16 protein-coding genes are annotated in these 18,874 nt (G+C 74.4%); 9 read left to right on the top strand and 7 right to left on the bottom strand.

Going from position 1 to position 18,874, the window contains the following annotated elements; genetic code table 11:
- Positions 1–49 precede the first annotated feature (49 nt).
- Entirely contained in the window at positions 50–1,084 is a 1,035-nt protein-coding gene (locus tag ABD160_RS05405) for a zinc-dependent alcohol dehydrogenase family protein (protein ID WP_344018903.1), read from the top strand.
- On the opposite strand, the gene bsaP is transcribed toward ABD160_RS05405, so the two are convergent.
- From bsaP to ABD160_RS05370, 7 genes are all read right to left on the bottom strand, one after another.
- The gene (gene bsaP, locus ABD160_RS05400; RefSeq protein WP_344018902.1) at positions 1,071–1,292 is read right to left on the bottom strand and encodes a biotin synthase auxiliary protein BsaP; all 222 of its coding nucleotides are present in this window, start codon (positions 1,290–1,292) and stop codon (positions 1,071–1,073) included. The genes ABD160_RS05405 and bsaP overlap by 14 nt on opposite strands.
- Complete coding sequence (gene bioB, locus ABD160_RS05395; protein WP_344018901.1) at positions 1,289–2,296, bottom strand: biotin synthase BioB; 1,008 nt, start codon at positions 2,294–2,296, stop codon at positions 1,289–1,291. The genes bsaP and bioB overlap by 4 nt, the downstream gene beginning before the upstream one ends.
- Positions 2,293–2,994 carry a dethiobiotin synthase gene (bioD, locus tag ABD160_RS05390; protein ID WP_344018899.1) on the bottom strand — a complete coding sequence of 234 codons (702 nt, stop codon included), beginning with the start codon at positions 2,992–2,994 and terminating at the stop codon, positions 2,293–2,295. The genes bioB and bioD overlap by 4 nt, the downstream gene beginning before the upstream one ends.
- Entirely contained in the window at positions 2,991–4,154 is a 1,164-nt protein-coding gene (locus tag ABD160_RS05385; protein ID WP_425563579.1) for an 8-amino-7-oxononanoate synthase, read from the bottom strand. The genes bioD and ABD160_RS05385 overlap by 4 nt, the downstream gene beginning before the upstream one ends.
- A gap of 84 nt (positions 4,155–4,238) precedes the next feature.
- Positions 4,239–4,631, bottom strand: coding sequence for a thioredoxin (gene trxA / locus ABD160_RS05380; RefSeq protein ID WP_344018897.1), 393 nt, complete (start codon positions 4,629–4,631; stop codon positions 4,239–4,241).
- Positions 4,632–4,710: 79 nt separating this feature from the next.
- Entirely contained in the window at positions 4,711–7,056 is a 2,346-nt protein-coding gene (locus ABD160_RS05375; RefSeq protein WP_344018895.1) for a SulP family inorganic anion transporter, read from the bottom strand.
- Positions 7,057–7,306: 250 nt separating this feature from the next.
- Positions 7,307–8,632 carry an adenosylmethionine--8-amino-7-oxononanoate transaminase gene (locus tag ABD160_RS05370; protein ID WP_344018893.1) on the bottom strand — a complete coding sequence of 442 codons (1,326 nt, stop codon included), beginning with the start codon at positions 8,630–8,632 and terminating at the stop codon, positions 7,307–7,309.
- A 201-nt stretch (positions 8,633–8,833) separates the two neighbouring features.
- Between ABD160_RS05370 and ABD160_RS05365 the strand changes: the two genes are divergently transcribed.
- From ABD160_RS05365 to ABD160_RS05330, 8 genes are all read left to right on the top strand, one after another.
- Complete coding sequence (locus ABD160_RS05365; RefSeq protein ID WP_344018891.1) at positions 8,834–9,607, top strand: enoyl-CoA hydratase-related protein; 774 nt, start codon at positions 8,834–8,836, stop codon at positions 9,605–9,607.
- Position 9,608: 1 nt separating this feature from the next.
- Entirely contained in the window at positions 9,609–10,790 is a 1,182-nt protein-coding gene (locus ABD160_RS05360; RefSeq protein WP_344018889.1) for an acyl-CoA dehydrogenase family protein, read from the top strand.
- Positions 10,783–11,946 carry an acyl-CoA dehydrogenase family protein gene (locus ABD160_RS05355; protein ID WP_344018887.1) on the top strand — a complete coding sequence of 388 codons (1,164 nt, stop codon included), beginning with the start codon at positions 10,783–10,785 and terminating at the stop codon, positions 11,944–11,946. The genes ABD160_RS05360 and ABD160_RS05355 overlap by 8 nt, the downstream gene beginning before the upstream one ends.
- On the top strand, positions 11,943–13,556 hold the full coding sequence (locus tag ABD160_RS05350) for an AMP-binding protein (protein ID WP_344018885.1): 1,614 nt from the start codon (positions 11,943–11,945) through the stop codon (positions 13,554–13,556). The genes ABD160_RS05355 and ABD160_RS05350 overlap by 4 nt, the downstream gene beginning before the upstream one ends.
- A gap of 40 nt (positions 13,557–13,596) precedes the next feature.
- Positions 13,597–14,472, top strand: coding sequence for an SMP-30/gluconolactonase/LRE family protein (locus ABD160_RS05345; protein WP_344018883.1), 876 nt, complete (start codon positions 13,597–13,599; stop codon positions 14,470–14,472).
- A 105-nt stretch (positions 14,473–14,577) separates the two neighbouring features.
- Entirely contained in the window at positions 14,578–15,780 is a 1,203-nt protein-coding gene (locus ABD160_RS05340; RefSeq protein ID WP_344018881.1) for a TetR/AcrR family transcriptional regulator, read from the top strand.
- Positions 15,781–16,116: 336 nt separating this feature from the next.
- Complete coding sequence (locus ABD160_RS05335; RefSeq protein ID WP_344018879.1) at positions 16,117–17,742, top strand: flavin-containing monooxygenase; 1,626 nt, start codon at positions 16,117–16,119, stop codon at positions 17,740–17,742.
- A gap of 102 nt (positions 17,743–17,844) precedes the next feature.
- Entirely contained in the window at positions 17,845–18,741 is an 897-nt protein-coding gene (locus ABD160_RS05330; RefSeq protein ID WP_344018877.1) for a PaaX family transcriptional regulator, read from the top strand.
- Positions 18,742–18,874: the final 133 nt, after the last annotated feature.

The raw sequence follows: 18,874 nt of genomic DNA, 5'->3' as shown, positions 1-18,874 counted from the left end.
CCGCAACGCGGCGCGCATGGCCCGGCACGCATACGGGAATCCGGGCGCCATGAAGGCCACCCTCATCCACGGCAGGCACGACATCCGCGTCGCCGACGTCCCGGACCCGGTCCTGCGCGACGACACCGACGCGATCGTGCGCGTCCTGCGCTCCTGCATCTGCGGCAGCGACCTGTGGCCGTACAACTCGGCCGAGGACTCCCCCGGCGGCAACCGGATCGGCCACGAGTTCCTCGGTGTCGTCGAGGACACCGGCTCCGCGGTGCGGACGCTGCGGCCCGGTCAGCTGGTCGTCGCCCCCTTCGTGTGGGCCGACAACACCTGCGACTTCTGCACACAGGGGCTGCACACCTCGTGCCGGCACGGCGGCGGCTGGGGCTCCGACGGCACGGACGGCGGCCAGGGCGAGGCGGTCCGGGTCCCGTTCGCCGACGGCACGCTCGTCCCGATGCCGGGCGAGCCGGACGACGCCCTGCTCGCCTCGATGCTGACCCTGTCCGACGTGTTCCCGACCGGCCACCACGCCGCGGTGTCGGCGAACGTGCGCCGCGGCGACACCGTCGCGGTCGTCGGCGACGGCGCCGTCGGGCTGTCCGCGGTGCTCGCCGCGCACCGGCTCGGCGCCGAGCGGATCATCCTGCTCGGCAGGCACACCGACCGCACCGACCTGGGCCGCACGTTCGGCGCCACCGACGTGGTCGCCGAGCGCGGCGACGAGGCCGTCGAGCGGGTCCGCGAGCTCACCGGCGGGGACGGCGCGCACGCGACCCTGGAGTGCGTCGGCTACGTCGAGGCGCTGCGTACCGCCATCGAGTCCACCCGCGACGGCGGCCTGGTCGGGCGGGTCGGCGTCTCCCAGTACACCGACGTCCCGCTGGGCGTCGGCTCGTTCATGCGCAACGTCGGCATCCGCGGCGGCGTCGCCCCGGCCCGCGCCTACATCGAGGAGCTGCTGCCCGACGTGCTGGACGGGACGGTCCGGCCGGGCCGGGTCTTCGACCGGACCGTCGGCCTGGACGGGGTGCCGGACGGCTACCGCGCGATGAACGAGCGCGAGGCGCTGAAGGTCCTCATCGCGCCCTGATCTCGCCGTGCCGCGAGCAGCGCGCGCTCCAGCCGACCGGATCGACCTGCACCACCATCCGCCGCGCACAGGACGGGCAGAACCGGGGCGGCTCCAGCTCGCGGCGGGCGGCGCAGCGCGGGTGCGCCGGCGCGGCCGCCGGCTCCCCGCACTGGTCGCAGTACGGCCCACCCGCCTCCCGCGGGTGGGCCGCGGCCGCAGCGCTCACAGCGACTCGTTCAGAGCCTTGATCGGCATCTCCAGCTCGCCGAGCAGGTCGATGTCCGCCTCGGCGGGCCTGCCGAGCGTCGTCAGGTAGTTGCCGACGATCACCGCGTTGATCCCGCCGAGCAGGCCCTTGCGCGCGCCGAGGTCGCCGAGGGTGATCTCCCGGCCGCCGGCGAACCGCAGGATGGTGCGGGGCAGCGCGAGCCGGAACGCGGCGACGGTGCGCAGCGCGTCCGGGCCGGACATCGGCTCCAGGTCACCGAACGGCGTCCCCGGGCGCGGGTTGAGGAAGTTCAGCGGCACCTCGTCGGGCTCCAGCTCGGCGAGCTGCCCGGCGAACTCGGCGCGCTGGTCCAGGGTCTCGCCCATCCCGACGATGCCGCCGCAGCAGACCTCCATCCCGGCCGCGCGCACCATGCGCAGGGTCTCCCAGCGCTCCTCCCAGGTGTGCGTGGTGACGACGTTCGGGAAGTGCGAGCGGGCGGTCTCCAGGTTGTGGTTGTAGCGGTGCACGCCCATCTCGGCGAGCCGGTCGACCTGGTCCTGGGTGAGCATGCCCAGCGAGCAGGCGATGTTGATGTCGAGCTCGTCGCGGATCGCCTGGACGCCGGCGGCCACCTGGGACATCAGCCGCTCGTCCGGCCCGCGGACGGCGGCGACGATGCAGAACTCGGTCGCCCCGGTCTTCGCGGTCTGCTTGGCGGCCTCCACCAGCATCGGGATGTCCAGCCAGGCGGAGCGGACCGGCGAGGCGAACAGCCCGGACTGCGAGCAGAAGTGGCAGTCCTCCGGGCAGCCGCCGGTCTTCAGCGAGATGATGCCCTCGACCTCGACGTCCGGCCCGCACCAGCGCATCCGCACCTCGTGGGCGAGCTCGAGCAGGTCGTCGAGGCTCTCGTCGGGCAGGTCGAGCACCTCGCGCACCTGGGCCGGGGTGAGGCCGGTCCCCTGCTCGAGGACCTGGGCGCGCGCAGCGGTGAGGACGTCGGTCCGGGCGGTCGTCATGATCCGGCATCCTGCCAGCGCCCCAGCGGCGACGGGCCCAGTGTGTGACACGCAACGGTGCGGAACCGGTCCGGCGGGGCGGTGCCGAGGCCGGCCGGCAGCGCGCCGAGCAGCGGCACCCCGGTCGTCGCCGGGAGATCGGCGAGATTGCACTCCGCGGCGAGATCGGGCGTGTCCGGCCACTCCCCGACGACGACGCCGGCGCAGGCCAGTCCGCGCGCGTGCAGCGCCTGCACGGTGAGGCAGCTGTGGTTGAGCGTGCCGAGCCCGGCCGCCGCGACGACGACGACCGGCGCACCGAGCGACCGGGCGACGTCGGCGAGGGTGCCGCCGTCGTCGTCGAACCGGACGAGCAGCCCGCCGGCCCCCTCGACCAGCACCAGGTCGTGCTCGCCGGCCAGCGCCCGGGCGGCGCCGGCCGCGGCCTCCGGGGTCACCGGCGGCCGGCCGGCCCGCCGGGCCGCGGTCGCCGGGGCCAGCGGATCCGGGTAGCGGGCCAGCTCGCGGACGGTGATCCCGGGCACCAGGGCGGCGACCACGTCGGCGTCGCCCGGCTCGTCCGGCCCGATCCCGGTCTGGGCGGGTTTGAGCACCGCCACCCGCAGCCCGGCGGCCAGCGCGACCGCGGCCAGCGCGGCCGTCACGATCGTCTTGCCGACCCCGGTCCCGGTACCGGTGACGACGACGGCCGCGCTCACCGCGGGCTCCCGGCGCGGACGCCGTCGAGCACCTCGGCCAGCACCGACCCGGCCCGATCCAGCTCGGCGGCGGACAGCCCGGCCCGCGCGGTGAGCCGCAGCCGGGAGGTCCCCGGCGGCACCGACGGCGGCCGGAAGCACCCGACGTGCACCCCGCGGGCCAGGCAGGCCGCGGCCGCGGCGACGGCCGGACCGGGCTCGCCGAGCACCACCGGCACGACCGCCGAGACCGGGACCGGCGCCCCGGCGGCCGCCGCCAGCACCCCGGCCACCCGCAGCACCTCGCCCGCCCGCTCCGGCTCCGCGGCCAGCACCCGCAGCGCGGCGAGCGCGGAACCGGCCGGTGCCGGCGCCAGCCCGGTGTCGAAGATGAACGACCGCGCCGCGTCGACCAGGTGCGCGATCACGGCGGGCGGGCCGAGCACCGCGCCGCCCTGGCTGCCCAGCGCCTTGGACAGCGTCACCGTGGCGACGACGTCGTCCTGGCCGGCCAGGCCGGTCTCGGCGAGCAGGCCGCGCCCGCCCGGCCCGCGCACGCCGAGGCCGTGCGCCTCGTCGGCGAGCAGCACGGCGTGGTGCTCCCGGCAGGCCCGGTGCAGCGCCCGCAGCGGCGCGAGATCGCCGTCCGCGGAGCCGACGGTGTCGGTCACCACCAGCGCGCGCTCCTCGGTGCGGGCGGCGAGCGCGGCGGCGACGGCGGCCGGATCGGCGTGCGGGACGACGACCACCCGGGCCCGGGACAGCCGGCAGGCGTCCACCAGCGACGCGTGCGCCGCCGCGTCCGACACGATCAGCGCGCCGGGGCCGGTCAGCGCGGTGACGACGCCGAGGTTCGCGGTGTAGCCGGAGGAGAACACGAGCGCGTCGGCGAACCCGCAGAACCCGGCCAGCTCGGTCTCCAGGTCGCGGTGCAGCGTGGTGCTGCCGGTGACCAGCCGCGAGCCGGTGGCGCCCGCGCCCCACACCCGCAGCGCCTCGATGCCGCCGGCGACCACCCGCGGATCGGCCGCGAGGCCGAGGTAGTCGTTGCCGGCGAGATCGATCGGCGGATCGGCGCCGGCCGGCGGGCGGGGCCGCAGCCTGCGGCGCAGCCCGGCCGCGGTGCGGGCGGCGGCGCGCTCGTCGAGCCAGGCCAGCGGGTGCGCGTCGGGGCGGATCACGCCCCGGAGCCTAGGCAACCGGGTCGCGACGACGACCGGCCCCGCACACCGTGGTGTGCGGGGCCGGGGCGGCGGCGGGGCGGATCAGGCCTGCGGGGCACCCCCGCCGGCCTGCTTCTCCTGCTCGGCGACGGCGGCGCGGACCTCGTCCATGTCGACGGCCTTCACCTGGCCGATCAGGTCCTCCAGGGCCTCGGCGGGCAGCGCACCGGGCTCCGAGTAGAGGACGACACCGTCGCGGACGGCCATCACGGTCGGGATCGAGGAGATCCCGAACGCCCCGGCCAGCTCCTGCTGCGCCTCGGTGTCGACCTTGCCGAAGGTGACGTCCTGGTGGTTGTCGGACGCGGCGTCGTAGACGGGTGCGAACTGCTTGCACGGACCGCACCAGGACGCCCAGAAGTCGATCAGGACGGTCGCCCCCGGCGCGCCCACGACGTCGTTGAAGTTGTCGGTGGTCAGTTCCACGGTGGCCATGCCCGGCTCCAACGAGCAGCGGCGGCCGGATGTTCCCGGCGCGGACCACCCGATCGGGTCCGCGCCGGGACCGCTCGCGTCACACCCGCAGCAGCCGGGCCGCGGTCGTGGCCACCCCGTGTCCGTGTCCGGCGGCGATCCGCTCCAGGCCGGAGCCGGGGGTGGCGTCGTCCGGCCGGATCGGGACGAACCGCCCGGCCTCCTCGTCGAGCACCAGCACCGCCGCCGTCCCGATGTCGTAGAACAGCCCCATCAGCGCCGGACCGTCCGCCGGACCCGGATCCGAGCCCGGACCGGACTGCTTGGCGCGCAGCATCTCCAGCTGCAGGGCGACGTTGACCATGGCCAGCTGGTCGGTCTCGTCGAAGCCGTCCGCGGCGGCGGCGACGCCGACCGGATGGCCCTGCTCGAAGGCCCGCAGCACCGGCCGCGCCTCGAGCAGCCACCGGCCGAGGGCGCCGTCGGACCCGGCCAGGCCGGCCCGGAGCCCGTTCATCGCGCCGCAGCCGGAGTGCCCGCAGACGGCGACCAGCGGCACGTCGAGCGCCGAGGTGGCGAACTCGACGGCGGCGGCGGTGCCCGGGCCCACGGCGAGGTTGCCGACGTTCTGGACGGTGAACACGTCGCCGGGACCGCTGTGCGTGATCACGTGCGGCAGCACCCGCGAGTCCGCGCAGGTGATCATCATCGCGGACGGCGCCTGGCCGCCGGCCAGCTCCGACATGGTCGGGCGGATCCGGTCCCGGGTGTTCTCGTGGTACGCCGCGACGCCGGCCATCATCGGCTCGTGCGGCTCCTGGTCCACCGGCTGCACCGACTGCCACTGCGACCAGGTCGCGTAGGACGGCGTCGGGGCGGGCCGGGCGGCGTCCGGCTCGATCACCGTGACGGTGGCCCCGGTCCCCTCGTGCCGGGCCTTCCAGGCCAGCAGGTGGTCGTAGGCGGCGTGGTCGAGGTAGTCGGTGACCAGCCGGACGGTGGTGTCGACCCCGCGCGGGACGGTGTTGAGCTCGCGGGACAGCCGGGGCACCGACAGGAAGCACAGCGATCCCTCGACGACGAGCTCGCAGTGCCCGTCCGCGTGCTGCTCCAGGTGCGGGCGCGACCGGACGGCCCGCCACAGCAGCATCAGCCCGGCCAGTGCGAGGCCGATCAGCACGCCCTCCAGCAGGTTCAGCGTGACCACACCGGCCAGCGTCGCCAGGTAGATGGCCAGCTCACCGTGCGAGCGGGCGGTGCGGATGTCGGCCGGCTTGACCAGCTGCAGGCCGACGACGACCAGCAGCCCGGCCAGTGCGGCCATCGGGATGAGCTCGATGACGTCGATCAGCACGATCGCGAACAGCGCGATCCAGATGCCGTGCAGCACGCCCGACGCGCGGGTCCGGGCGCCGGCGCGCACGTTCGCCGAGGACCGGACGATCACGCCGGTCACCGGGAGGCCGCCGATCATGCCGGAGACGGTGTTGGCCGCGCCCTGGCCGAGCAGCTCCCGGTCGGCGTCGGTGCGGGTGCCGGGTCGCATCCGCTCGACGGCGACCGCCGAGAGCAGCGACTCCACGCTGGCGATCAGTGCGACGGTCAGCATCCCGCCGAGCACGCCGGCCCAGTCCGACTCGGGCAGCACCGGCGTCGACAGCGCGTCCAGCAGCGAGCCCCCCAGCTCGACCCGGACCACGTCGGCGGCGCCCGGGACGACCAGCGAGAGCGCGGTGGCGGCCAGCACGGCGACCAGCGCGCCGGGCACTGCGGTGACCGGCCGCGGCAGCCGCGGCCAGGTGAGCATCAGCGCGATGACCAGGGCGCCGAGCAGCAGCGCGACCGGCGACAGCGCGGCGACCGAGCCGGGCAGTGCGGCCAGCGACTCGACCGCGCCGGTGCGCGACTCCCCGCCGAACACGACGTTCAGCTGGGAGACGGCGATGGTGACCCCGATCCCGGCGAGCATCCCGTGCACGACGGCGGGCGGGATGGCCTGCGCGAACCGGGCCAGCCGGGTGAGCCCGAAGACCAGCTGCAGGACGCCGGCGCCCGCGGTGATCAGGCAGGTGACCTCCCAGCCGAAGCGGTTGACCAGCTCGGCGACGATCACGGTGAGGCCGGCCGCGGGGCCGGAGACCTGCAGCGGGGAGCCGCCGAGCAGCCCGGCCACCACGGCGCCGACGACGGCGGCGACCAGCCCGGCGAGGATCGGCGCGCCGGAGGCGACGGCGATGCCGAGCGAGAGCGGCACCGCGACCAGGAACACGACGACCGACGCCGACAGGTCGGCGCGGGCGTGCGGGAACATCCGGCCGAACCGGCCGCCGGGCGGGGAGTGCTCGCCCCGGCCGGACTCGGCGGGCGCGTGCTCGTCCTGGGTCGAGCGGGTGGAACTGGTGTTACGTGTGTTGCTGATGTTGCTGGAGTGATTGTGCGGATGCACCGGATCCTCCGAGATCGGTCCGTTGGGGGGCGCCGGACCGCGACGATGCGGTCACTGCACGGCTGTGCCTGGGCGACGCCGACCGGGTTCGTGGCCCGGTCCGGCGTTGCACCACCTCACGCAAACGGATCTTGATGAGAGCCGTTCTCATCGATTCGGTCGCTCACGACGAAACGCCCGGTCAGGACCGTTCACCCGAGCGTAACGTGACTCGGATCATAGTGACTTCCACCCGGTCCGGTGGTTCAGGTCATCGTCGATCCTGTTGTCCGGCAAGGGCTGCAGCGCGCATGGCGGCGGTGATCAGGCCGATCTCCTCGCGCGAGCAGACGAACGGCGGCATCGCGTAGACCAGGTTCCGGAACGGCCGCAGCCAGGCGCCGGCGAGCACCGCGGCGGCCGTCGCGGCGGGCAGGTCGATCTCGCCGTCCAGCTCGATCACGCCGATCGCGCCGAGGATCCGGACCTCGCGCACCCCGGGCAGCGACCGCGCCGGGGCGAGCCCGGCGCGCAGCCCGGCGGCGATGTCCTTCACCTCCCGCCGCCAGTCGCGCTCCAGCAGCAGGCTCACCGAGGCGTGCGCCACCGACGCGGCGAGCGGATTGCCCATGAACGTCGGCCCGTGCATGAGGACCCCGGCCTCGCCCTCGCTGATCCCGGCCGCCACCCGGGAGCTGCACAGCGCCGCGGCCATCGTCAGGTAGCCGCCGGTGAGCGCCTTGCCCAGGCACATGACGTCCGGGGCGATCCCGGCGTGGTCGGCCGCGAACAGCTCGCCGGTCCGCCCGAAGCCGGTGGCGATCTCGTCGAAGACCAGCAGCACGTCGTGCGCCAGGCACAGCTCGCGCAGCACGTGCAGGTAGCGCGGATCGTGGAAGCGCATCCCGCCGGCGCCCTGCACCACTGGCTCGACGACGACGGCGGCGAGCTCGTCGGCGTGCGTCTCGACCAGCTCGGCCAGGTGCGCGACGTAGGCGTGCGAGAAGTCCTCCGGCGGCGCGTCGGCGAACACCTGCCGGGGCAGCACGTCGGCCCACAGCGAGTGCATGCCGCCGTCCGGGTCGCAGACGCTCATCGCACCGAACGTGTCCCCGTGGTAGCCGCGCCGCCAGGTCATCAGCCGGTGCTTGCCCGGGCGGCCGCGGGACCGCCAGTACTGCAGGCACATCTTGATCGCGACCTCCACCGACACCGAGCCGGAGTCGGCGAGGAAGACGTGCTCGAGGCCCTCGGGGGTGATCTCGACGAGCAGCCGGGCCAGGTCGACCGCGGGCCCGTGGGTGATCCCGCCGAACATCACGTGGCTCATCCGGCCGAGCTGCTCCTGCACCGCCCGGTCCAGCCGCGGGTGCCGGTAGCCGTGGATCGCCGACCACCAGGACGACATGCCGTCGACCAGCTCCCGGCCGTCCGGCAGCCGCAGCCGCACGCCGGACGCCGACTCGACGACCAGCGGCGTCGCCGTCGCCGGCATCGGGGCGTAGGGGTGCCAGACGTGTGCCCGGTCGGCCGCGAGCAGTCCGGAGGTGCCGTACGGGGTCTCCCCCGGCGTGCTGTCGGATCCGGGGGCGGTCACGGACCCACCGTAGTACCGGCGGACGGGTGTCCCCGGCCGGACCGGTCACCGCCCCTGCCCGCCCGTCGAACTGAGTTAGTCATCGTTGACAAAATGCCCGTGCAGGCCGCTAGTCTTGCCCTTGAACGCGGCTCTCTCGACGGGAGCGGCCGACACTCACTATTAGCTCTGACTGACTTGATGAGGCTGTGAGGCTTGACCATGAGCGAACGGGACTTCATCGACTTCTCGGCCGACGGCACGATCGGCCTGGTACAGCTCGACCGGCCCCCGGTGAACGCGGTGAACGGCGCGATGTACCGCGAGATCACCCGCTTCTTCGGCGACGTCACCACCCACCTGCCGGACGCCCGGGTGATCGTGCTGTCCGGCCGCGGCAGGCACTTCTGCGGCGGCAACGACCTCGCCGAGTTCCAGACCATGACCGCCGAGAACGCCGCGGAGCGGATGCGGCTGGTCCGCGAGGCGTTCTTCGCCGTCTACGACTGCCCGGTGCCGGTGATCGCCGCGGTGCACGGGGTGGCCGTGGGCACCGGGCTGGCCATCGCCGCGTCGTGCGATCTCGTGGTGGCCGCCGAGGGCGCGCGGTTCGGGCTCCCCGAGGTCAACGTCGGGGTGATGGGCGGCGCCAAGCACCTGTCCCGGCTCGTCCCGCAGGGCGTGGTCCGGCGGATGCACCTGCAGGGCGATCCGGTCCCCGCCGAGGAACTCCTGCGCTACGGCGGGATCACCGAGATCGTCCCGGCCGACCAGCTCGACGCCGCCGCCCGCCGGCTCGCCCGCTCGATCGCCCGGCACAGCCCCACCGTGCTCCGCTTCGCCAAGCGCAGCCTCAACGCGATCGAGTACCTGCCGCTCAAGGAGGGCTACCGGCTCGAACAGGGACTCACCGGCGAGCTCGCCGCGTACGACGACGCCAAGGAGGCCGTCAACGCCTTCCTCGAGCGGCGCGAGCCGGTCTACACGGGGCGCTGAGATGGTCGCCTCCGCCGATCCGGACACCGCCGACCTCGGGCGGTACCGGGAGCGCTGCCGCAGCTGGCTGGCGGCCACGCCGATCCCCGAGGTGCCGCTGGACCTCACCGAGCGGTTCCGGGTGCTGCGCGGCTGGCAGCGCACCCTGCACGACGGCGGCTGGACCGGCATCGCCTGGTCCCGGGCGGCCGGCGGCCAGGGCCTGTCGCACCGGCACCAGCTGGTCTTCTCCGAGGAGCTGGCCCGGGCCAGGGCCCCGCAGCCGATCGGGCTGATCGGGCTCGACGTCGTCGGTCCCTCGATCGACCGGTTCGGCACCCACCGCCAGCGCACCGAGCTGCTGCCGCGGCTGCTGTCCGGTGCCGACATATGGTGCCAGGGCTTCTCCGAGCCCGACGCCGGCTCGGACCTGGCGTCGCTGCGCACCCGCGCCGAGCCCGACGGGGACCACTTCGTCGTCACCGGGCAGAAGGTGTGGACCAGCTGGGCGCATCTCGCGTCCTGGTGCGCGATGCTGGTGCGCACCGATCCGGACGCGCCGGGCAGCCGCGGCATCAGCTACCTGCTGGTCGACATGTCCACCCCCGGCATCGAGACCCGGCCGCTCACCCAGATGACCGGCGACCAGGAGTTCTGCGAGGTCTTCCTGGACGGGGTCCGGGTCCCCCGGGAGAACCTCGTCGGCGGGCTCCACCAGGGCTGGCCGATCGCCCGGCACACCCTCGGCACCGAGCGCGCCGCCTACACGCTGCGCCGCCGGGTCGAGTACGAGGTCGCCCTGCGGGACGCGATCGCCGAGCTGTCCGCCTGCGGCACGCTCGACGCCGACCCGCACCGCGCGCACCGGGTGCGCAGCGCCGTCGGCCGGTCGCACGTGGCGCTGCGGGTGCTCGAGGCACGGACCCGCGGCACCATCGACCGGCTGGCCGCCGACACCGGGCCGGTCCCGGCGGACTCGGTCGACAAGCTCCTGCTCAACGACGTCGAGCAGCAGGTGTACGGATCCATCGCGGACCTGCTGGGCCCGCTGCGGGCCACCCCGTCCGGCCGGCCGCTGGGTCTCGACCCGGCCCGGTGGGCGCACGACCACCTGTACTCGCGGGCCGCCTCGATCTACGGCGGCACCTCGCAGATCCAGCGCACCATCATCGCCGAACGACTCCTCGGACTGCCCCGTGACTGACACCTCCCGCACCGCGACCGGGGCTCCCGCAGCCACCGTGACCGAGATCGAGAAGACGGTCGACGCCTACCTGACCCGGTCCTACGACGCGGACCGCAGGCGCGCCCTCATCGGACGCCAGGGCTGGGACCCGGCCTTCCTCGACGAGCTCGACGAGCTCGGCTGGTTCGCGCTCGCCGTCCCCGACGAGCACGGCGGGCTGGGCCTGCCGCTGTCCGCCACCGGCGCGGCGATGCTCTCCGCCGGCAGGCACCTGGTACCCGGCCCGCTGCCCGAACGGCTGCTGCTCCCGGCGCTGCTGCTGCGCCACCTCGGCAGCGCCCACCCGGGCCCGGACCTCACGGGCGCACTCGTCGCGCTCGTCGATCCGGCCGCACTGGGCAGCTGGGCCGCCGACGACGCCGGGCTGCGCGCCGGACCGGACGGGCCGATCGGCGGCATGCTGCCGGTCCGGTTCGCCGCCGAGGCCGATCTGCTGCTGACCGTCGCCCGCTCGGCGGACGGCAACAGCAACGGCAACGGCAACGGCACGGTCGTGCACCTGCTCCCGGCCGACGCGCCCGGGATCGCCGTGCAGCCGGTCCGGAGCGCCGATCCGACCGCCCGGCTCGCCCGGGTCACCCTCACCCGGACCGGGCGGCCCGGGCCCGCGCCGGTGCTCACCGGCCCGGCCGCCGACCGGTTCGCGACCGAGCTGCGGGCCTGGGCCCGGATCCTGGCCGCCTGCGAGCTGTCCGGGATGGCCACCCGGCTGGTCGAGGACACCACCGCGTTCGTGCTGGTCCGCAAGCAGTTCGGCCGGCCGATCGGGTCCTTCCAGGCGGTCAAGCACCTCCTCGCCGACCTGCACACGCTGGCGAGCTCGCTGCGGAACCTCTGCGACGTGACCCTGGCCGACGCCGCCGCCGGGAGCACCGACACCACCGCCGGGCAGGCCCGGTCGGCTGCCGTCGCCAAGGCGTACGCGGCGGACGTCGCGGTCCGGGTCGCCGAGGGCGCGATCCAGCTGCACGGCGGGACCGGCTTCACCACCGAGACCGACCTGCACCTCTACTACAAGCGCGCGCTCGCGCTGCGGGCCTGGTTCGGCGATCCGGAGGAGCTCGCCCACGAGATCGGCGACGGCCTGCTCGGCGGGGCCGGGGGCGCGCCGTGACCGGCCCGGCACGTCCCGCGGCCCGGCCCGGCGCCGCACCTGAGCCGGGCCGGATCGACGCCCACCTGCGGGCCGCCGCCGCCCGGCACCCGGACCGCCCGGCGCTCGTCGACCGCGGGCGCACCTGGACCTACGGCGAGCTCGACCGCGAGACCGACCGCTGGGCCGCCGCCCTGGTGCGGCACGGCGTGCGACCCGGCGCGGTGGTGTCCTGGCAGCTGCCGAACCGGGCCGAGGCGGTCGTCCTGCACCAGGCGACGCTGCGGATCGGCGCGATCAGCAACCCGATCGTCCCGATCTACCGGCACGCCGAGGTCGGGTTCATCCTCCGCCAGGCCCGCTCGGAGATCGTCGTCGTCCCGGCGGAGTTCCGCGGCTTCGACTTCCCGGCCATGGTCGGCGACCTCCGCGCCGGGCTGCCGGACCTGGCCACCGTGGTCGTCGTCGGCACCGCCCCGCCCGGGGACGGCGTCGTCGGGCTGGAGGACTTCCTGTCCGCTCCGGCGACCGAGCCGACGCCACCGGAACCGGCCGTCCCGGACGACCCGGACGCGCTCGCCCTGCTGCTCTACACCTCCGGCACCACCTCGGACCCGAAGGGCGTCCTGCACACCCACGCGACGCTCGAGCACGAGAACCACAGCATGATCGAGTTCTTCGGGCTCACCGGCTCCGACGTGGTGTTCATGCCGTCGCCGGTCACCCACGTCACCGGGGTGCTGTACGGCCTGCAGCTCCCGTTCATGATCGGGGCGCCGGTCGTGCTGCTCGACGTCTGGGAGCCCGGCGCCGGCCTGGACCTGATCGAGCGCCACGGCTGCACGTTCGTCGTGGCCGCCACGCCGTTCCTGCACGGGCTGGTGCACCACCCGGGCCGCACCCCGGAGTCGACCCGCACGCTGCGCGTCTTCGCCTGCGGCGGCGCGGACGTGCCGCCCGATCTCGTGCGGCGGGCCGGCGAGCAGCTGGACTGCCTGGTCGTCCGGATCTACGGGTCCACCGAGTTCCCGACCGCGACCAGCACCAACCTGTCCGATCCGGTGCGCACCCGGGCGCACACCGACGGCCGGCCGATCGGCCGGGCGCAGGTGCGGGTGGTCGACGACCGGGACCGGCCGGTCCCGCCCGGAACCGCCGGGCACCTGCTGGTGCGCGGGCCCGAGCGGTTCGTCGGCTACCTGGACCCGACGCTCGACGCGGACGCCTTCACCCCGGACGGCTGGTTCCGCACCGGCGATCTCGCCGTCGTCGACGACGCGGGCTACCTGGAGATCACCGGCCGGGAGAAGGACATCATCATCCGCGGCGGCGAGAACCTCAGCGCCAAGGAGATCGAGGACCGCCTGTTCGAGCATCCCGCGGTCGCCGACGTCGCCGTGGTGGCGGTCCCCGATCCGGTCCTGACCGAGCGCGCCTGCGCCGTCGTCGTGCCCGAGCCCGGCGCGGACGTCACCCTGCCCGCCCTCACGACCTGGCTGCGCGAGCGGCACCGCCTCGCCGTCCAGAAGCTGCCCGAGCGGCTGCTGCTGGTGGACGAGCTGCCCCGCACCGCCAGCGGCAAGGTGCAGAAGTTCAAGCTGCGCGACCGGCTCCGCCGGTCCGCCCCGTGACGGGGCAACCCGCACGTACCGACAGGGATCAGGAGGAACAATGAAGCTCCACCGGACCACCCCGTTCTCCAGCGGCCACCAGTTCCTGGAGGCTCCGCGCTGGCACGACGGCCGGCTCTGGGCCAGCGACTTCTTCGCCGGCCACGTGCTCCGCATCGAGGCGGACGGCAGCCACCAGCCGGTCGCCGAGATCGAGGGGGCACCGTCGGGACTCGGCTTCCTCGCCGACGGGTCGATCCTCGTCGTCTCCCAGGCCACCGCCACCGTCCGGCGGATCGCCCCGGACGGCGCGGTCACCGCGTACGCCGACTTCAGCCACATCGCCACCGGGCTCGGCAACGACATGCTGGTCTCCCCGTCCGGCCACGCCTACGTGGGGAACTTCGGGTTCGCGCTCGGCTCCGAGGACCCGCGCACCACCAACCTCGCGCACGTCGATCCGGAGGGGAAGGTGCACCGGGTGTTCGGCGACGTGCTCTTCCCGAACGGCGCCGCGCTGACCGCGGACGGGCGGACGCTGCTGCTCGCCGAGACCTTCGCGCACCGGATCAGCGCCTTCGACATCACCGACGACGGCTCGCCGGCGAACCTGCGCACCTGGGCGCAGCTGCCGGACACCGTGCACCCGGACGGCATCGCGCTGGACACCGACGGCGGCGTGTGGTTCGGCAACGCGCTCGACCCCGGTCCGGCGTCCGGGTTCTACCGGGTGCTGGAGGGCGGCGAGATCACCGACCACATCCCCACCCCGGGCACCTGGTCGATCGCCTGCGCGTTCGGCGGCGCCGAGCTCGACGTCCTCCACCTCATGTGCAACACGACCACGCTGGAGGAGTTCCACGAGGGCCGTTCCGCCGGGGAGGTCCGCACCGCGTCGGTGGGCCGCCGCGGGGTCGATCCGGCGCGGACCGGGTGAGCCCGCGGCCGGGTCGCCGCGCGCGGCACCGCTGCACCCGGCGATCCGGCCGCTGCGCACCGCTGCCTAGGATTCCGCACGGGCCGCGGCAGCCGAGGAGGAGCGATGAGCAGCGCAGGCGCGACGGGCGGTGGCGCCAAGCGCCCCAAGACCCGGCGCGCCGACATCGGCCTCTCGGCCGGTGCGCTGTTCGCCGCGCGCGGGTTCCACTCGGTCCGGATGGACGACATCGCGCAGGCCAGCGGCATCACGGCGCGGGCGCTCTACCGGCACTACGCGAACAAGCAGGCCCTGCTGTCGCACGTCGTGCACGAGGACCAGGCGCGGCTCGTCGAGCTGCTCACCGGGTTCGACGCGACGCCGCCTGCCGATCTCGACACCGGGCTCCGGCGGCTGGTCGAGACCGCCCTGCAGAGCCTGCGCCTGTCGCTGCTGTGGCAGCGCGAGGCCCGCCACCTCGGCCCCGACGACTACGCCGCGGTGCGGGCCCGCACCCGCTGGATCGCGGACCGGATCGACGCGGTGTGCGTCGCGCCGGCCCGGCCGGACCTGGACCCGTACCTGACCGAGCTCCGCAGCTGGGCGGTCATCGGGCTGGTGACCAGTCCCGGTCACTACGACACGAGCCTGTCCACGACCCGGCTCACCGATCTGCTGGTGCAGGCGGCCACCCGGCTGGTGCACTGCCCGGCCGGGCGGGCGCCGGACCCGGACGGCGGACCCGAGCCGGTCGACCGGCTGCCCACCTCGCGGCGGGAGCTGCTGCTGCGGGCGGCCGCGCGGACCTTCCGCAGGCGCGGCTACGGCGGCGTCACGATCGACGAGATCGGCGGCGCGGCGGGCGTGGTGGGGCCTGCGCTGTACCGGTACTTCGACACCAAAGCCGATCTGCTGGTCGCCGTGGCCACCCGGTTCGGCGAGTGGTCGGCGCTGGAGACCTCCCGGGCGCTGCGGCTGCCGGTGCCCGACGACGAGGTCGTCACGGCCCTGGTCGACGGCTACGTCCGGCTCAGCGTCGAGGAGACCGACCTGGCGTCGGTCTCGATCACCGAACGGCTCTACCTCCCGCCGGACGTCGACGAGCGGCTCAACCGGATGGCCGGTGACACCGTCGGCGAGTGGCTGCGCCGGCTCGGCGCGGCCCGCCCCGATCTCCCGGAGACCGAGGCGCTGACCCTGGTCAACGCCGCCCGCACGACCGTCGACGGGATCGTCCGCATCCCGCACCTGCGGGCCGACCGGCGCTTCGCCCCGGAGCTGGCCCGGCTGACGGGGGCCGTCCTCGGCCTGCCGTCCGGCACCGCCTGAGCGCGGCCCACTCCTCCGCTCCCGTCCCGCCGGACGAATGAGCGCTGATGGACATTTTTCGTGCGCTCGACTCTCCGTGCGCGGCACCGGAATGAGCCAGCGTTACCCCATCGCCGTCCGCTGCTCTGCGCAAACGCCACGTGAAGCGGACTTCCGGCCACGGCGGGCCTCCGATCTTGGGCCAGAAATCAGTTAGCCGTCATTGACAACACTGGGCAGAGGCTCTTCAATGAGGCGGTGACCAGGGTCACCCTTCGGCAGCCCTGACTGACACTTCGTCCGCGCCGAGGTGAGCCTCCGACGCCCGGGACTCACCACCCACAGGAAGGAACTCGCATGGAGACGTCTGTCGTCGAGGAGCTCGACGTCCTCGTCATCGGAGGCGGTTTCTCCGGGATCTACCAGCTCGAGCGGCTCCGTTCGCTGGGCTTCTCGGTCTCGCTCTACGAGGCCGGGGCCGACGCGGGCGGGGTGTGGCACTGGAACCGCTACCCCGGGGCCCGGGTCGACACCGAGGCGACCCTCTACCAGTTCTCCGACGAGCGGATCTGGCGGGAGTGGAACTGGTCGGAGATCTTCCCCGGCCAGGAGGAGCTGCAGGCCTACTTCCGGTTCGTGACCGACCGGCTCGATCTCGCCCGCGACATCCGCTACAGCACCCGGGTCGTCGCGGCCCGGTTCGACGACCGGACCGACACCTGGACGGTCGAGTCCCGCGACGAGCGGACCGGCGAGACGTTCCGGACCAGGGCCCGCTACGTCCTCCCGCTGCTGGGCACCGGCTCGAAGGCGCTGGTCCCGGAGATCCCCGGGCTGGCCGACTTCGCCGGCGACCACTTCCACACCTCCCGCTGGCCGGCGGGCTACGACATGACCGGCAAGCGGGTGGCCGTCATCGGGACCGGGGCCAGCGGGGTCCAGGTCGTGCAGTCCATCGCGCCCGAGGTCGCGCAGCTCACCGTGTTCCAGCGGACCCCGGCGACCGCGCTGCCGATGATCTCCCGCAAGCTCGACGCGGCCGCCAACGACGAGCTGCGCCGCGGCTACCCGGAGCTGTTCCGGTACCGCGAGACCACCTTCGGCGGGCTCGAGTACGACGTCATCTACACCCCGACCGCCGACGTCTCCGACGAGGAGTTCGAGGCCACCCTCGAGGAGCTCTGGGCGAAGGGCGGCCTGCAGATCTGGCTCGGCGGCTACGCCGACATGTTCTTCAACGCCGAGGTCGGGCACCGGATCTACGCGTTCTGGCGGAAGAAGACCCTCGCCCGGATCAAGGACCCCGCGCTCGCCGAGAAGCTCGCACCGGAGACGCCGCCGTACCCGTTCGGGACCAAGCGCTGCCCGCTCGAGTACACCTACTACGACGCCTTCAACCGGGACAACGTCGAGCTCGTCGACGTCCGGGAGACGCCCATCGAGAAGGTCACCCGGACCGGCATCGTCACCGCCGACGGCCGCGAGCACGAGTTCGACGTGATCGTCCTCGCGACCGGCTTCGACTCCTTCACCGGCGGCCTCACCGACATCGACGTCCGCTCCACGTCCGGCGAGTCGTTCGCCGAGGTGTTCCGCGACGGCGCCCGCACCGCGCTGGGCAGGGCGACCTCAGGCTTCCCGAACATGCTCTACGTGTACGGCCCGCAGAGCCCGTCCGCCTTCTGCAACGGGCCCACCTGCGCCGAGCTGGAGGGCGAGTGGGTCGTCAACTGCCTGGTGCACCTGCGCGACAACGGCCTGACCCGGATCGAGGCGACCCCGGAGGCCGAGAAGGAGTGGCACGACCACCTCGAGGCCCTGGCGAGCGCGACCACCTTCCCGCTCGCCAACTCCTGGTACATGAACGCCAACGTGCCCGGCAAGAAGCGGGAGCTGCTCGCCTACCCCGGTGGTCTGCCCACCTACCTGGAGAAGTGCCGGCAGTCGGCGGAGAACGGCTACGCGGGCTTCGCCCTGTCCTGACCGCGGCCGCCGGACCGCGGGTGCCGCCCGTCCGGGCGGCACCCGCGACGTGCCGCATCGCCCGCTGGTGCCCGGGCACCGGGGTTCTAGGCTGACCCGACCATGGCCACCCCATTCCGCGATCCCGCCTCCACCGAGCCGGACCCTCCGGACGACGCGGCCGACCCGGCACTGCGCCGCCGCGAGCTCGGCCAGACCTCCGCCCGGTCGTTGCTGCTGACCGTGCTCGGGGAGTTCGTCCTGCCCTCCGGTGAGCCGGTGTGGACGCGGGCGCTGCTCGAGGTCCTGGGCGGGCTCGGCGTGGAGTCGAAGTCGGCCCGCCAGGCGCTCGCCCGCACCGCTGGCGAGGGCCTGCTCAGCTCCGACCGCGACGGCCGGCGGGTCCGCTGGTCGCTGACCGCGTCCGGGCACCGGCTGCTGTCCGACGGCGCCGCACGGATCTACGCCTTCGGCCGGCCCGCCACCGGGTGGGACGGCCGCTGGCTGGTGCTGCTCGCCAGCGTCCCGGAGTCCCGCCGGAGGTTGCGCCACCGGCTCCGCACCCGGCTCGCCTGGGCCGGGCTCGGCTCACCGGCGCCCGGGGTGTGGGTCTCCCCCGACCCGGGCAAGGAACCACAGGTCGCCGCCGTCCTGGACGAGCTGGACCTGCGCGGCATGAGCAGCTCGTTCATCGGGCACTACGGCGGCATCGGGCGCCCCGCCGACGTCGTCGAGCAGGCCTGGGACCTGGACCGGGTCGAGCAGGCCTACCAGGAGTTCCTCGACGAGTTCAGCCCGGACCGGACCACCGACCCCGCCCCCGGGCCGGCGACCCTGGCCCGGCAGGTGCAGCTCGTGCACTCCTGGCGCCGGTTCCCGTTCCTCGACCCGGAGCTGCCCGCCGAGCTGCTCCCCGACCGGTGGGCGGGCGCCCGGGCCGCCGAGCTGTTCAGCACCCTGCACGCCCGGTGGGACGCCGAGGCCCGAGCGGCCTGGGCCGCCCTCGCCACCGGGCCCTGACCTCGCGCGCGCCGCACCCCGCCCTGCGCACCGCACCCCGTCGCTCGCCGAGATGCAGATCAGCGGGCCGCGAAGATCGACAATTCCCGCTGAGCTGCATCTCGGCGGGACGAGAGGTGCGGCGCGGCGCGCG

This window comes from Pseudonocardia kongjuensis (genome assembly GCF_039526905.1).
GTDB classification, from domain to species: Bacteria; Actinomycetota; Actinomycetes; order Mycobacteriales; family Pseudonocardiaceae; genus Pseudonocardia; species Pseudonocardia kongjuensis.
The sequence above is the reverse complement of the archived record's forward strand: the minus strand, read 5'-3'. Positions and strand labels throughout refer to the sequence as shown.